Genomic DNA, 16,330 nt, shown 5'->3' on the forward strand with positions numbered 1-16,330 from the left:
TTTTCAAAGAACGGAACAAAACATTTGCACAACCGACTGATATTAAAATATCAAACATAGTGATTATTAATGTTTCGTCTAAAGATTTGAGACCAAGCATTTGAATAACTACATATAGTATCATATTCAAAATATGCACTTCCCTCAAAAAGAAAAAAACAAAACCGCAAAACATCCACTAATTAAATTCATCAATATAAGTCTTATAATTTCTTTTCTCGTGTTTTTCTCTATAATTATTCTATTTTGATTTTACCACGCCATTCATTATATTATATTCTCCCACAGGCAAATTCATTACTTGTTCCCAAAAGTCCATAATTGAATGTCCTTTTCGCTGATTTTTTGAGGTATAAATCAACATCTTCCCCATAATATCACGTATCCTTTTTTTTGACAGGCAATCTATAAACAAAATAACCAGCAAAAATTAATATGAATAATGATAATAACAATGGCAAATCATAAACCCAAAATATAGAAGACACATGATTATCTTCACTTTTATTGAACCAAGTCCAAATTGCAAGAATAAATTGCATACGTAAAGAAATAAAAATGCACACATAACAAAGTAACTTCATAAATTGCCATATAAAAACATGTCTTCTCGTCCAAATATAAACACCCATTAATATACAAATTATCACGACAAACAAATGAGTATAGAATGCCACATTACTTCCCCAGCCAAACTTTTGACAATGGATACAAATCATGTTTATTTGTGCAGAAATCACATACATAAACACAATTATTAAAACCACTTTCATTAATATTTTGATTGCTTTCATAAATTTCCAAGTATCAACAACATTAAATTCCAAAACTCCTTTCCAGAACTTATAGGACCTTTATGAACATATTTAAAATCCTTATCAGATTTTACTCTAATTGTTATTGCATGTTCTATTATTTCTCTAGTCGAATAAAATAATAGGTCAGTTGTTTTTATAACAGGATCATTCGTGTTTAAAAAATCAATACTTGTCGTTAAATCAGAATCTTTCATTTTTATTCTTCCTCTTTGATAAGTATTAATAAAAATAGCATAATCAACTATATGTCCTTGTTCAAGAAAGTAATCTCTTATCCCTGCAGCAAAAGCACCTCCCATGCTATGAGAAACGAGGCGAATAGCTTCTCCTGGTTTCATATTAGAAGTTATTTCCCCATAATTATCTTTTGCGTACTTGTAACCTGCAATTTGTCTATCCATAGCAGAAGAATATATATCGTGTTCTATATTTGTAAAATATGGTATTGTTCGATCTTTAAAGTAATCTTGAGCCGCACTTACAAAACTCCTATTCCAATATGCCTGCCCACCTTCTGGAGAGCCGGCTGCTAACAAACCATTCACGAAAATAATCTTTCGACCATCTGTATCTAATAAGTTCAAAGAATTATTGGCAACGAATACATAAGGTGCAATATTTGTATAATCTTCCGCACATGGATCAATATTGAACCACCTTCCCAATCCTCTATCATACATCCTCGCCCCGTAATCCAAATAATCTAAATCTCCTGTTACCTGATTCTCTTTCCCGTTATACTTGTAACGATTAGCCGACAATTGCGGGTAATCACCCCTCATGTGCTTAGCACCAAACGGATAATAATCATTCCGTTCTTTAACCACCCCGTTATTATCAACAATTGCCCTCACACTCCCCAAGTGATCTGTCATGAAGTAATTCACTTCAGTTTCGCCACTATTGGAAACATTCGTTCGAATTACACCATCACCGAAATTCGCTGATTCTAACTGCAATTCCGCACTACTATTACTATATGTCAAAGAACCCAGGTAGTCAAAACCATTACCATCCGCATCACGTACTTGCAATTTAGCCCCGTCAGCAAGATAACTGTATCTCGCCTTCGTCGTACTTCCAGTTTTGACTTCACTCAACAAATTTAATACATTGTAAGACAAATTCAAAGCCCGACGACTATCATTTATCATGTTACCGTTCAAATCATAGGCATACCCTCCTGTAGCAACACTTCCCGGTAGGTAGATATCATTCGACGAAGAGGTTCGAACGCTCTCGGTTAAACTCGTCAACTGATTCCCCGTGTACGTGTAAGTAAGATTGTCTACCGTGGTTCCACCAGCAGTACGTTGCAATGTCTTGATATTTCCATTGCGGTCATAAGTTAGCCCCGTTTCCAAGTAATTATTTGGCAATGTGATCCAATTTGCCCCGTTTTTTTGCTTCTGGGTGGTACCCGCTAAACGATTTACCCCATCATATGTAAAACCATACATCAAAGCCGTACTTGTTCCTTGTTGCCACTCCCACTCACTAATATTACCATTCCAATAGACGGCACTCCCCCCTTCCGGATTCTCGTAACGCAATTTCATTTTGAATGGAACACTTTCTTTACTTGTAAGCCATCCTCTCATGTTGTATGTCATTGTTTCTACAATATTCCCGTACTTTTTTGTTATAAGCCGACCTAACCCATCATAGTTATATGAAACGATTGCAGGGGAACCATTATTAAGACGAGAAACAGTAGTAAGTAGTTTCCCCCGATTATCATAAGTGTATTCAGTTTCTAAAACATCCGTTTGATTAGTCGTTATTCCATGACTTTCTCGTTGCCGCACGATATTTCCAGTAAAGTCATATTTCATATTCACTCTACTTTTTTGTCCGTGAAGATTATCACTCACGCGTTGAATTACTCGACATCGATCGTCATAATAGGTTGTCGTGGTTAGCCATTTCTCTGTTCCCATTCCTAGCACTTTACTTTTGATACTAGTCACCAGACCTGCCACGTACAATCGATAACCTGTGTCATATCCCACGGTTGATTGAAATGGTAAAATGGAAATATTTTCTGTAGCTGTGTAGGAATCGTACAAAATGTATTGTAAAGGGAAACGGTTACCCAAAGGAATATAATTATCACTCGAAGAGACTGTTGTTTGTAAAGTAGAATGTGAAGTAGAACCAGATATGATAATTTCTCCATTTTCAATTACCCGATTAAATCTGTCATAAACGGAATAGCTCCATTTATTAGGATTCTCATCCCGTTGTTTACCGTTTTGACTTAGAACGAGACGATCTTTTCTATCATAAACCATATAAACAGGAGCACATCCAGGTAGACGCTTTATAATTAATCTTCCTGCTTTGTCATACTCATAGTAATAGGCAGATTGCTCTAATATTGTTTCATTCGTGGACGATCCCAATCGAAAAGTTGTTTCAGGAGACAAAAGGTAACGCAGCTGTCCATAATCATCATATACTTGATAAGTTTCTAAACGAGTATTTCCTTCTTTTCTAACTTCTAATATTACTTTACCTTCAAGTGTAGTAAATTTTTCTACGATATTACCATTCTCATCAGAGAGTATTTCTTTACTCAGTGTACCAGGAGCATAGTATGCGTTGTTGAATTCTAAATTATTAGTACTAGAAACACGATAGAGACGAACCTCATTAGCTATATTTGTAGCATAAATCTTAGAAATCCCTTTACCGGAATTATGCCAATTCTTTCCACTTCCAATCTGTTTTATAATCCTGTCAAGCGAACTATTATCATATTCTATTTTTTTAAAGGCACAAGCAGCCTCTGTTTCACCATAAATATTCCAGTTTGCCGTATTCATATAATTAGCATCGTAAGCTCCATTATTTCTACTTTTAGCATAAGGAAGATACTCTTTTTCTATTCTACCTTGCGGCCCATAGACATAAGGAATTATGATGTCTGAGTTTGAATTTCCGACTTTTGTTTGTATTGACTGTTTCACACGCTTGAAACCATCTAAATAGTTTATATCTGCCATATATTTAACGGAATCTTCTTTAGTTGTAGGAGTCTGAAATATGAAACGAACTTCATTATTTTCTGATTCTGTTATATTTACACCCCCAATCACGTCTATTAATGCACTTCCGTTCATTTTAGTGTATTCACCCATGAAACAGGCTTTTACAGTATAAATACCAGGATCTCCCACGGTAAATGATAAAGGACTACCCGTACCCGTTTTAGTCTGATAGGTTTCGCCATAACGTAAAAGTTCATATTCAAGACTTCTTTGTGATCCCGAGAGTGTTAGAGTGACGCTTTGTCCTTCTTGAGTGGTTCCACTTCCTGAAAGCGTATATATCTCCATTTGGGGAATTACCTTCACAACACCTAATTCTGCAAATAAAAAATCATATTCCCCATAAATGTAATACCAACCTGGCTGATTTACTGTAAAAACAAGACGTTCACCTGTACCCTTTTTAGCCATTCCTGAACCCATAATATTTAAAAGTTTATAGGTTACAGGCTCTTGTGTAGCTCCTAAAACAATTTCAAAATTCCTACCTTCTTGAAACTTTTCTACTGGGTAAATATGAACGTTGGCAATACTGTCAACTCCCGGTTTTTGTTTTAATACTAATTTCGCATCTCCTAAATATACTGTTGAATTCTTTTCACTGCCGGAAGTATTTATTTCTGTAGATATATGTAACGTAAAACCAATAGGTTCTACTCTGAATGCTGAAGCATCCCATCCTTTTATTAAACCCTCATCACATAATATAAAGAATTCAACGAAATTATTATAATTTATACCTGTTTCAGGTTCAAGAGTTGTTTCTAAAGTTTCTCCATCCTGAGAAAACTCTAATACCGAAGGAACAAAGCGAGTTGCATTATAAAAAAGATCTTTATACGAGATTGTCACGCTACCACTCATTTCTACACGTGAATTTCCTTTACACCCTCTGACCCGAAAACAATTGGGTTTCAACACTTCAGTAAACTTCAAAGGATTTCCGGTTCCTTCCAATGTCATAAGAACTGAGCCGGAAGAATTTATTAAATCATATGTAACTCCGATCTCAGATCCGCTCAGTGTGATTGTTGATATCTCGTTAACATAGACCTCAGATTTCCCACTAACATTAAAGATTTGGATATTTGTTTGCCCATATACACCTTTGGAAATAATGAGTATAAATAGTGATATATAATAAATAGTCTTCATGGTTCAAATCTTTATTGAATATTATTCTTTTTCTCATCTCGTTGATAGTAATTTATAATATTACCTTTACCGTCAAATATCGCACTTACCTGACCATTCTCATCATAGCTATACCGCTCTAATTGCATGAGTTGGTTTAGCTTGCAAAAAGTACGACCCAATCGATCTATTGAAACGGCTTCAAATTCTGCACCCGAAGGAATTAATACTGCAAGTGCCGTAGAGAGAGAGACTTCCTCTGGGATATAGATTTTCAGAGATTCGACAACTTGATTGTCAACAGTTGTACTCAAATCTATATTTCCTGTAAATACTTGCCAATACCCATTTCCTGTACCAATATTTATTGAAATGTCTGTTGTTTGTCCATTCAACAACTTTATTTCTCCATACAAATTAATCTGACAATTTTTGGGGCATATCGCCACAATTGTAATCGTATAGTTTTTACTTTGATTAGTAGGGGTAACAGAAAGAATATTAGACAATGTTTCTCCGGCAATACCTTTTTTCATAGAATACCTTTGTTGGTGTTCTTCTTCATTTCCTCCTTCATAGGTATTGATATATTTGTATCGTATTTCTTTTTCGTAATCTTTCAATCCAAAATTTCTTACATAATCTACGGCATCCACTTCTTCCGGGATAATATTTTTAGTGGATAATATTCGATTACCATTCCCCCGATCATAAACGAAAGTCGTTGATTCATTAATAGCATCCATGTGAATTATTTGGTGATGATGAGCAATTAAACTATAATCAATATCGATTTTTTTATAGTCTGTGTTTAATGACGTAAAAATATTGGAAAGTTTTCCCGTACCAGGAAGTACACATTGTTCTGGTATAGATTTGTTTAATTCATAAGATGAGGATATGAAATACACGGGCTTATTGTCTAAACTCCTACTTGAAAATTCATTAACATTTTCTTTTATCAAGTATGAAATATCATTTTTCAAAAGATAAGTACGTTTTGCTACGATAGGGGTCAAATAGTTACCCGCTTTCATCTCTTGAAAAATTAGTGACGAGTTATTATTGGGCTCTATATCTGCTACACTCCACTCGTATTCATATATAATATCTCCATTACTGCGTTGATAAAATGTTTTTAATGGACGTTCATGTTCATTGCCATATTCATATTCAACAGTACTTGATATAAAATGATTCCCTTGATTAAAAGTGGTAAAATCATCATATCGAGGGGATCTCGGAATTGTTGATAGCGTAGAGACATCAATAGTATAATTTTCTTGTTTATGTAATAACACATTTCCTCCATAGAGTAAATCATAATATATTTCAGGTAATTGAATACCACTCCTTGGTTCTAAATTAGGTTCATAAAATTCTTCATAAGGATTGATTTTATAATCACGATAACCATCTTTAAATAAACGGATATCTTCTTTATTTGAAAAATTTTCTCGCTGTTTATCCGGATCAAACCAAAGACCGGAAGATTTTATTTGCAATTTCCCGTTGTGATAAACGAAGTTATCGGGAGCGGCTATAAAATGATCTGCATATTTGACATTATATGCAAAAATATCCGCACAATATCTATTTTTCTGCACTTGCATAATTTGTCCTTGTTCATTATACTCGATCTTACCTATAGGTAATCCACAGAGATAGTATAAATAACCAAGTTCAAGTACTATTCCTTCTTGTCTGCTATATGGTATATAAAAATAATACCCAGTACTGCCTTTCCCAACCCGCTCCTCTAAAATGTATTCATACATGATACCATTATTACCCGTATTAATTATACCAATACCATCATCAGTCTTTTGATCTCGATAAATAATGTCTTCAAAATCTTCGTATTCTAACCATGTATAGTTTGATTCTAAATCATTCGACAACGGATGACCGGAATCCTTTCCTACTTCTTTTTCGTAATGGTAACGAGTTGTATCTTCCTTTCCGTTTTCATCACGAACGATAATATGTTTTGCTCTTATACCTCCAAAAGGAACCGGATAATAAGAATTCCCTTCATAATCAATCTCGATTTCCCCTCCTGTTGAATATTTAATCTTTTTCAAGGAGAGAGCCTTGGCATACTCCGGATTAGGTTCCCGCGAGCCTTCTTTACTTAAAATTGTACTCAATGACATATCTCGTATAGGTCCCTCTAAAACGATTTGCGACACACGACCAGTTGGAAATCCCCACCAATCTTTTACATCTCCTAATGCTTCTCCTTCCTTATAGTAATCGAATTGTTGTGCAAGTGTATATTCTCCCCTATTTCCTTGGAAATGAATCTTTTTCAATAAATGATTTCCATATTCCAATTTCACTTTTGTGATAGGATCAAGTAAATAAGAATACAGGGTGATATCATAGAGTTCTATCGGACGCCATCCCTCGTAAGAAAATTTAATCTTTTCTTTGCTATTCGTAATTTCTGCTATCCTCTTGCTGTATATTTGAAAACTTTTTTCGGAAATAACTTTCCGAAAATAAATATCTTCTACATTTTCTATTGCTTCTATAAAACAGTTTTTAATCGTTTGAAAATTTCGATAAAGTCTTGAATAATCACTTCCCATACTAGGGTCTATACTCAGCATACACGTATTCATCATGTTTATAACTTCTTGAGAAATAGAGGATACTTTTCCTACATCAGTTAAAAGTCCATAAACATTATCGTAAAATTGGATCATGTCATAATGCTCTTGAAATCTTTCTAAACTAGTCGATCTGAAGTCCTCTATACTTGCCATAGCTAAATCAAAAGATTCCCCAAGTCGTAATTTTGTTATTAGCATTTGTGCATCCTGAACTGCACCATCAATAATGTCTTCATACGGGGATAAATCATAAGTACGTTCACGCATAGGCTCTCCGTACTGATAGATTAATGTTGATTTATAAACGTATTGACTTATCAATTCTTTACGTTTGTCATAACCTGGATCATAACTATCATACTTGAATACTATATCCGGAGAATCTGGAATAATAATTTTTGTCAAATGCCAAGAAGAAATGCAAGTATCTCTTTTTATACTATTATCTGAAACAGCTTCTTCTATACGTATATCAATCATTATCTCTTTTTCGGCAAAAATGTATTGTATTCCATCTTCATCCGTGATTTTCCATGAAGGAATATGACCAATAGGCACATTCTCTATCCGAATATTGGTTTTATTCAAAGGTACGGCTCTCAATTCTTGTTTATCGGGAGTTAATTCAATAAAAAAGTCCACTCTTTTATTATTAAATATTGCGGTAAAAATATCTACCTCTCCATCCCGTTTATGTTGTTCGACTGCTAGCCTTATCGAGTCTACTATTTCTTCAATGGGATGAGTGGCGTATCCGATATTTATATCTTCATCAGGAATCCCTCCTCTCAATGTCCGTGTTACAATTCCTCCACAATTTATTTCCCATCCCCACCCGCATATACCCGGTTTATCCAAATGGTATTTTATCCCATTAGCACGATACTGCAACTGTACAGGAAGTTTATAACTTCCTGAAGTTATTTCAAATAAAGGAATTTTATAGTTAAATATTCCTGTACAATAATCAATGGAAGAATTACTCATTTCAATATACCCTTTTGCTTGACCTTCTGGTTTTATCTCCTGAGACTTTAGCAATACAGGTGATGAAAGAGTAAAATAACATATTATCAATAGAAATAGTTTATTTTTCATAATTATTCATCATTAGTAATTAGACTTCATTTATTTCACCATCATTTTTCCACGGTCAGTCCGACATATTAATTATTCTCCATAGGCATTAATCTTAAATTCAACCTTGTTCAACTCACCCAATGACCCCTCCAAGCCTAAACATCGGCAAGTACATCGATATAAGCACGATTGCGACAAGCCCTCCCACCCCCAATATGAGAACAGGCTCCATCAAGTTTCCCAATTGTTTTAATTTGTGTTCCAACTCCCGGGTTAAATCCTCCCCTTGTTTCAACAGCATATCTTCCAGGCGGTTCGTTTCCTCTCCCACCCGTACCAGCGTGTACAATTTGCGATCGTATATCTCCGGGAATTCGCCCAATTTGTCGGCAAAGAACTCGCCCTTCTTCAATCCTTCACCAATCGTGTCGAATGAACGCTGGTAAGGGTAGAACGTGATAATATCCCGCAACATCCCGATGCCCCTCAACAAAGGGACCTCCGAACTGCAAAGCAAATAAAGCAATTTACAAAAACGAGCCTGATAATTCTTCCGGATCAATTCACCGGCGATCGGGATCTTCAACACGACTTTTGCCATAAACGCACGGGTTCCCTCCGTCTTCCCGTACAGGAGAAAATACACGGCTATCACCGCCACGATAACCAACAAGGCAAGCAGATAGGTTGGAAAACTCTTCGAAACTCCTATAATCCAGCGGGTGATACCTGGCAATTCTCCACCCATACGGGCATATACCTGCTCGAACATGGGAACGATCACCGTGATCATAAACACGAGTACCACCATTGCCGTCACGAGAATAATCAACGGGTAACTGATCGCACCTGTCACCATCCGCCGTTGTTCTATCCGCTTGTGGTAATAATCCGCCAGGAAGTGCAACGATTCATCGATACGTCCCGTTTCCTCCCCGATTCGCAATACACCACAATCCAACGCCGAAAAACGTTTGCTGGCTGAAAAACTCTCCCAAAGTGTTTTTCCCTTTACCACCGAGGCGTAAAGAGATTCCAGCAAACGTTTCAAGTGTTTGTCACCCTCGCCCTCGATCAACAAGCGGAAAGAACGCCCGAAATCCAATCCCGACGAGAGCAGCGAATGGAGTTCCGAGAAAAGCATCTCCTTTTTCCCGTCCTTGATCTCTTGTACATGATTATTCCATGTCATCATCGTATTCTTCTTTAAATTGATTTTCCAAACCTGTTGCCCGCCTTTCCCAATCCTCTTCCGCCTTGTTCTCCCCGGCAAACAAGAAATACAACTCCTTCCCCCGGTAACGAAAACGTATACCCAGACTATCCACCCGGGCAAGATAGCCTGCCGAGGGAATCACCCGGCACTCCTCCACACCCCGGAACAAAGTATCCTGCCCGTTCTCCCGGCTGCAAAGCCACAATGAATCCTGCACCGTACCAAGCGCAAACCTTTCCCCGTCCCGGTAAAAATGAAAGGCGCCCTCCACGGACAACACGCTATCGCTCGTCCGGAACAAGTGATCCATCTGTTGAAAATTATCCAGCAAAACATTTCCCGCCGATAGCCCCCGGTTCAAGCGGTTCGTGTATCGCCGTACCAGATCCACCCCATCAAACAACACGAGAAACAACACCCCCGACACGACAATCACCACCAGCATTTCGACCAGCGTGGAAGCCCGGAATTCATGTATCTTTTTCGTTTTCATAATTCTTCTTTTACCAGATAATCATACCTCATGGCTTTCATCCCGCGGGCAGGTAAAGCCTTGATGCTTATATGCTGTATTCCCTTTCCGTAATCCTGTATCGTAATTTCCACCGTTCCCCAATCGTGTTCCCGGGAGTAATTACCCGGTAGATGACGTCCGTCCCCGTATTCCCGGCGCCACTGCCGCAATGCCAATTCCATAGCCACGCTTTCCGACGGATCGCTCTCTCTCAGCGTTACCCGGGTCAGCATCTCCATGGTAATCGCGAAACTCACCAACAGAATGATAGACGCCACCACACACTCGATCAACGAAGACGCCTTGAATGCTTTATTCATTCCAGCCATTTCACCGTCCTCCTTTCGTAAGGTCCCTCCATCAACAAGGGATAAGCCAACCCCGGATTCCCCGGTAAAACGGCATTATACAATATCCCGGCATAATATCCCTCCGGGGCAAAATAATAACATTCCCGGGCGTATAAACTCCCCGTCACCATCCCGTGCACTTCCGCAATACCGCCCACGAATACCAATCCCCGTACCCGTGAAGATTCCGGCTGCACGTACACCGCTCGTTTCCGCTCCCCGTCATCCGCATCGGCTTTCACGATTACATAACCATTCACCTCACAATGTTCCCCCAAGCGGACAAAACCTCCCTTTTCGCCTTCCCGCCACACGTGCAATCCAGACCCCGCCTTCAGGCAAACCCCGTCACCCAGCAATATCGAATCCCGGGCAAACACTTGAACACACCCCGAGAAACCGTCAGCGAACTCCACCCGTTGCCCCACGAGGATCACGCCATCCAAACGAGCATCCTGCTCCACGAATAGCATCTCGGGAGCGTAAAGCACAACATGCCCCTTCACGCGCACGCCGGAAAGATATTCTCCCACCTCCGCCCGTGTAACCGGAGCATCAAAAGCACATTCCAACACGCCGCCATTGTCCAGCCATTCCCTTTCCCCTGTTCCGGCAAACAAGGACTCCACGACCTCCCGGCTCTCCGCATCCAACGTCGGGAAATCAGAACCACTCTCCTTGATTTGCTCTTTTTCCAACGGTTTACCCTGAAAAAATTCCGACCTTACCTGCGTGTAGGAAACCCCGTTACGAGGCAGATAAACATCTCCCTCCGCAAATGTTTTACCCGTTAACGAAAACGCCTGCCCATTCTCCGGTATATAAAGTGTCGCCCCCCGACCACTTTCTATACTTTTACCCATCAAGCGAATAGATTTCCGCTTGTTGTTCTTCACGCTTACCACCTCGTACATTCCCCACCGCACCCGTTCGTAATACACCCTCGAGCACTCGTCCCCCTCGAACAGCAACACCGAACCGTCCTCCTCCCGGCGGGCATACAGCGTGCTGTCCTCCGCGTAAAGCAGGAATCCCGACTCCACGTTCGCCAGGGTCTGCTCCTCCCGGTGATAAAGATAATACCGGGCAAGGTCGAAATTCCACAACTCGATCACCAGCAACACGCCGAGCAACATGAGGGTACTCACCACCAAAACCGATGCTAACACCGAAGCGCCGAAACCACTCTTCCCGGTTTTCATAAGCCTATCTTAAGCGTGTATATTCTCTTGCCTTTTCGCAACCGGACGGAATCCGCGTACACCTTTTCCACCCGATAATCGTCAATATGCTTTACACTTGCCGCGATCAAACGGGTTTCCCCTCCCGATTCGACCAACCAATAATCCTTTTTTCTTTTCCGTATCTTTCCGGCAAACCGGAAAGCGGGAGGATTTTCCGGTTCTTCCGCAACGACCGCCTGATTATTTTTCGCGACAACTTTTTTCTCCTGGACACGACGCACCGTCCCCAAAAAAGGATCCCGGTAATCCAACCGTAACGTGTCCGGCAATTTATCTGCCACCACCCGCTTTTTACCGACAGCCGCAGTTTGCACCGCCCCCTCCCCGCTAAATGCCACTACCCGGTAAATAATAATACCCCATATGGCCACCACCGCAACAAGTAATATCACGACGATCCTCTTGTCCTTCAACGCTTTCATGGCTCTTCAGTTGGTTCTTCTTCCGTGTCATCCAGCACGGTAAACACCCGCCGGGAATACTCTCCCTCGTAAGCGGAATTCTCCGGTCGTACAGCCCAGGCATACTCTCCCGGTTCCAAAGTACACGTGTAACGATAATCCGCTACCAAAGTATCCAACACGTACAACTCCGTGCGCTCGAAAGAAGGCGACACGATCACCAAACGGTATCCCGTGGCTCCATCCCGTTCTTCCCACACGAAAGTCAACGTCCGATGTATCGTCTCCACGCTATCCGCCGGAGCCAGAAGTCCTACCTCCTTTTCCGAAATATCTTTCTCAAACACATCCCGGCACCCCAACACGATAAACACAATAAATAATATAATCCAAAACTGTTTCATATCTCCACTTTTTATCATTTTCAATTCTCCATTTTCAATTTTTAATTGTCAGTTGTTGTATTACCAGCGTCATCCGTAACTGCCGTTCTTTCTTTGCCCGGTCACGAAACAACCGGAATCCGGTAGAAACGATTCGTCCCAATCCCTCCGCCGATTCCACGTGATGCATCACCTGAAGCAGAGAAACAAAACTACCGGACAACACAAGTTCCCCCGTGTACACCCGCAACCGCCCTTCTTCCCGTGTCAAGTAAGGAGTATACTTCACGATCTTTACCCCGTTATTCTCCACGCTTTCCTCTATGCGTTGCAAAATAACCCCGTTGTTCAATACCTGTTTGCCAGTCACCTCGTTTCCCGGCAAACGGGTCGTACTCCCGGACTCACTTGCAGACAAACGATCGATCGTCGCTTGCCGAGCTCTACACTCCCGCCAAATCCCCACGGTTTGACGGAAACCGAAAAACCAAGCTACCAAGGGAACCATTACAATCATACCGACCAGTTTTAACAAACCTCGATGTTCATTCCACGCTCTCATAGGTCTATCAATATTTTAAAATGAAACAATCCCGTCTCCCGGTCTTTATCCAAAGAAAGCAACTTCACCTCCCGGGCAAAGTCCAACTTTGCCAAAGCCCCCGTGAATACAGTCACCTCCCCGGAGTCGGCAGTCTCTCCCGACAACTCGATATACCCCTCCCGCAACACGAGAGGTTTTCCCTCCTCTATCGTCTTCAACAAAGGATTCACGTTCAAAGTCTCCAAATTCACTTTCGGGGGGACAACCGCGGCAATCCGATCGAGTACGGCACAATAATGTTCCGTACCGTTACCCTTGAATTCCCGAATCACACGCTCCATTTCACGGGATAATTTCTCCCGATCCGACACATCCCGTTCTAAAGCGAACATCTCTGCCTGCTGGCCGGCATATCTCTCCCGAACAGAAGAATTCCACAAATAATTCACCAACAATAACCCCAGCAAGCAACACAGCATCACGAATTTTATCTTACCGGCAACCAATCCCGCCAACAAGTCCCCACGTGTACCCCCGTGTAGCAAATGCCGCCAACCGGCTTTTGTCCCGTAGAAACGTTCCGCTAAAAACAAGGCAACTTCTTCCGGTTTATCCGAACTCTCGCTTTCCACTTGCATTTCCAACACGGGCACCCGGTCACGGCGTAATACTTCCTCCAACGCCTCAATCCGATCCCACCGGGTAAAATTCAACACGACTTCTCCCCCTTCACCCGACGAGGACGAATGTATCAAATCCCCGTTTCCCGTCACCCGCTCCATTCCCTCCGTATCATCCGCCAGAAAAACTTTCCGGATCACCCCGTATCCCGAGATTTCCAACAATGTCGGCTCTTTCAGTTTCATATTCCCCAACTCCTCTATTTCCACATCCGGCACGACTCGTTCCACTTGAATTTTACCCTTCTCCCGGACAATATGCACGATATCAGCCCGTGCCGTCCCATCCTGCTGCAACCGGGCAAGAACCACGACAACTCGCTTAAAAACAAACTCTAGCCACCCCATATTACAATCTTTTTTAATCACAGAATCAATAAATGACTTGCGGTTTTATAAACACGTTCAACTTCTGGTCTACCTTGTTATTTTTGGTTTTCCCAAACAACCATTTCAACACGGGAACCCGGGCTATAAAAGGCAAACCACTGGAAGACTTCTCCCTCGTGTTATTATCAATTCCCCCGAGCAACACCATTTCCCCGTCACGCACCTGTATCTGCGACTCGAAACTACGGGTCACCGATCCGGGAGGAGCCTCTTCATCCACTTTCCCTTCCCGTTCAGTAAACTGGCTCTGCTCGATCTTCACGTTCAACGTGATCTTCCCGTCCTTGCTCACGAAAGGAACAATCTCCAGGCTCAAATTAGCCTCCACCTCTTTCCACGTGTAAGACTCCGAGGGAACGGGTGTCTGCGAACCGTAATAATTCGTCTGCACCTCCTTGTAATATTTCTTCTCCCCGCTTTTCAACTTTGCCTCGTGACCGTTCAAGGTGGACAACTTCGGGGTAGACCTCAACTCTATATTCCCGGCAGCCTCCAAAGCTTGCAAATTCATATAGAAATTGGGCGTTACTTTCCCCAGGTTGATCGAACCGAACCCGTTGAAACTATTAATCAACCGATTAATCGAAGTTGCAGACAGAGACATCTCCATCCCCGGGCTGAACGTTCCCGAGGTCTTTGCCGGGCCATCCTTCCCGATTCCCGCTTCAATCCCGACCTCGTGCAACACGCTCTTTTTGCTATCCACGATCAGTACTTCTATCGTCACGAGCGGAATACTTTGGTCTATCGACTCCAAAAAGGATTCCACCTGTTCCACCTGCCGACTGCTTCCACTCGCTATAATGCTGTTCTGTTCCGCGAAAACCTGCACTTGTGTCCCGGTCTTCAATGCCGCGGGAATCAAATCGACCACCTTATCTACCGTACGGTAACGTAACGGGATAACCCGTGTTGTAAGCAGCGATTTATCTTTCGCCGTGGAACCGAACACGTATATTCCCCCTTCTACCTGATAAGTAAACGGAGTTCCCGCGAACAACACGTTCAGCAACGTACGTGCATCCACATCTTTCACGAATATGGAAGTCTGTTGATCGAGCGACGTCAGGAACAATCGGCTCATTTTCAAAAGCTCACAAACCTCCAGCACGATATCATGAATATTTCCGCTGTTCACCGCCACGGTAATCCTTCCCGTGCTATCCACCCGAATCTGGTCGGGAGCAAAACTCCTTCTCCGAGCGTAAGAAGGAAACGCCGCCGGGGTATTCCCCGCCTGTGGTGGAGGAGCTAACAATGCCCATCCTCCTGATTTCGTTTGCTCGATTTCCAGCCCGTTCACCGATGCCAAAGTGCGTATCGCCTCGTCAACAGGCAATCCGGCTGCAAACCCGGAAAGCCGAGTCGTGTACAACGCACGGGGTACGGTTACATTTATCCCTGTCAATGCGGTAATTCGTTTCACCACCTTCACCAAGTCGTCATCCAGCAAATCATAACACAACTTCGTTCCCGTGCTGTCTATTTCCACTTGCACCTCCCGGGGAGGCGCTACAACCGGGATCGGTTCACTCAACACGACAATATTTCCCACCACGTCCAATTCCAGATTATACTCTTTACACAAAAACTCCAACAAATCGACCAACCTTGAACGGTTAAAATTACAGGTTACCATACGTCCCTCGTCCACCTTCACGCACAGGTTCACCTCGTGTACCCGGGCAATATTACGCAGCAATTCCCCCAGCGACAAGCGTCCTACCGACAAATCGATCTCCGTGAAATAAGCACTGTCCAACGCCGCCGCCCGTTCCAACCTATTCCGTATCGAATCCATACTCACTCCCGGTACACCCGTCTGTCCCCGCACGTTTCCCCATCCCAAGAATAACAGTCCTAACATCAAAATCACATTCCATTTCATAATAGACATCATATTTC

General features: G+C 41.8%; 12 protein-coding genes. All 12 read right to left on the bottom strand.

Annotated elements, in window-relative coordinates; translation table 11 throughout:
* Positions 1 to 377: 377 nt before the first annotated feature.
* The 12 genes from A3CY_RS0100340 to A3CY_RS0100395 all read right to left on the bottom strand — a co-directional run bounded on the left by A3CY_RS0100340 (position 378) and on the right by A3CY_RS0100395 (position 16,313).
* Positions 378 to 794 carry a hypothetical protein gene (locus tag A3CY_RS0100340; RefSeq protein WP_018335885.1) on the bottom strand — a complete coding sequence of 139 codons (417 nt, stop codon included), beginning with the start codon at positions 792 to 794 and terminating at the stop codon, positions 378 to 380.
* Positions 791 to 5,026, bottom strand: a complete 4,236-nt coding sequence (locus A3CY_RS21760; protein WP_018335886.1) for an RHS repeat domain-containing protein — start codon at positions 5,024 to 5,026, stop codon at positions 791 to 793. Before A3CY_RS21760 ends, A3CY_RS0100340 begins: the two co-directional genes overlap by 4 nt.
* Before the next feature lie 11 nt (positions 5,027 to 5,037).
* A complete protein-coding gene (locus tag A3CY_RS0100350) occupies positions 5,038 to 8,721 on the bottom strand; it encodes a hypothetical protein (RefSeq protein WP_018335887.1) in 3,684 nt (1,227 codons plus the stop codon).
* 115 nt (positions 8,722 to 8,836) lie between these two features.
* Entirely contained in the window at positions 8,837 to 9,898 is a 1,062-nt protein-coding gene (locus tag A3CY_RS0100355; RefSeq protein ID WP_240388105.1) for a type II secretion system F family protein, read from the bottom strand.
* The gene (locus A3CY_RS0100360) at positions 9,882 to 10,412 is read right to left on the bottom strand and encodes a PulJ/GspJ family protein (protein WP_018335889.1); all 531 of its coding nucleotides are present in this window, start codon (positions 10,410 to 10,412) and stop codon (positions 9,882 to 9,884) included. Before A3CY_RS0100360 ends, A3CY_RS0100355 begins: the two co-directional genes overlap by 17 nt.
* Positions 10,409 to 10,753: a hypothetical protein gene (locus A3CY_RS0100365; RefSeq protein WP_018335890.1), complete on the bottom strand. Its 345-nt coding sequence runs from the start codon at positions 10,751 to 10,753 to the stop codon at positions 10,409 to 10,411. Before A3CY_RS0100365 ends, A3CY_RS0100360 begins: the two co-directional genes overlap by 4 nt.
* On the bottom strand, positions 10,750 to 11,985 hold the full coding sequence (locus A3CY_RS0100370) for a hypothetical protein (protein ID WP_018335891.1): 1,236 nt from the start codon (positions 11,983 to 11,985) through the stop codon (positions 10,750 to 10,752). The genes A3CY_RS0100365 and A3CY_RS0100370 overlap by 4 nt, the downstream gene beginning before the upstream one ends.
* Entirely contained in the window at positions 11,982 to 12,449 is a 468-nt protein-coding gene (locus A3CY_RS0100375; protein WP_018335892.1) for a hypothetical protein, read from the bottom strand. Before A3CY_RS0100375 ends, A3CY_RS0100370 begins: the two co-directional genes overlap by 4 nt.
* Complete coding sequence (locus A3CY_RS0100380; protein ID WP_155828141.1) at positions 12,446 to 12,832, bottom strand: hypothetical protein; 387 nt, start codon at positions 12,830 to 12,832, stop codon at positions 12,446 to 12,448. The genes A3CY_RS0100375 and A3CY_RS0100380 overlap by 4 nt, the downstream gene beginning before the upstream one ends.
* A gap of 34 nt (positions 12,833 to 12,866) precedes the next feature.
* Complete coding sequence (locus A3CY_RS0100385; RefSeq protein WP_018335894.1) at positions 12,867 to 13,373, bottom strand: hypothetical protein; 507 nt, start codon at positions 13,371 to 13,373, stop codon at positions 12,867 to 12,869.
* Positions 13,370 to 14,383, bottom strand: coding sequence for a hypothetical protein (locus tag A3CY_RS0100390; protein ID WP_018335895.1), 1,014 nt, complete (start codon positions 14,381 to 14,383; stop codon positions 13,370 to 13,372). The genes A3CY_RS0100385 and A3CY_RS0100390 overlap by 4 nt, the downstream gene beginning before the upstream one ends.
* A gap of 25 nt (positions 14,384 to 14,408) precedes the next feature.
* Positions 14,409 to 16,313 carry a type II secretion system protein GspD gene (locus tag A3CY_RS0100395; protein WP_018335896.1) on the bottom strand — a complete coding sequence of 635 codons (1,905 nt, stop codon included), beginning with the start codon at positions 16,311 to 16,313 and terminating at the stop codon, positions 14,409 to 14,411.
* Between the last annotated feature and the right edge of the window lie 17 nt (positions 16,314 to 16,330).

The sequence above is a fragment of the Butyricimonas synergistica DSM 23225 genome (assembly GCF_000379665.1).
GTDB lineage: Bacteria > Bacteroidota > Bacteroidia > Bacteroidales > Marinifilaceae > Butyricimonas > Butyricimonas synergistica.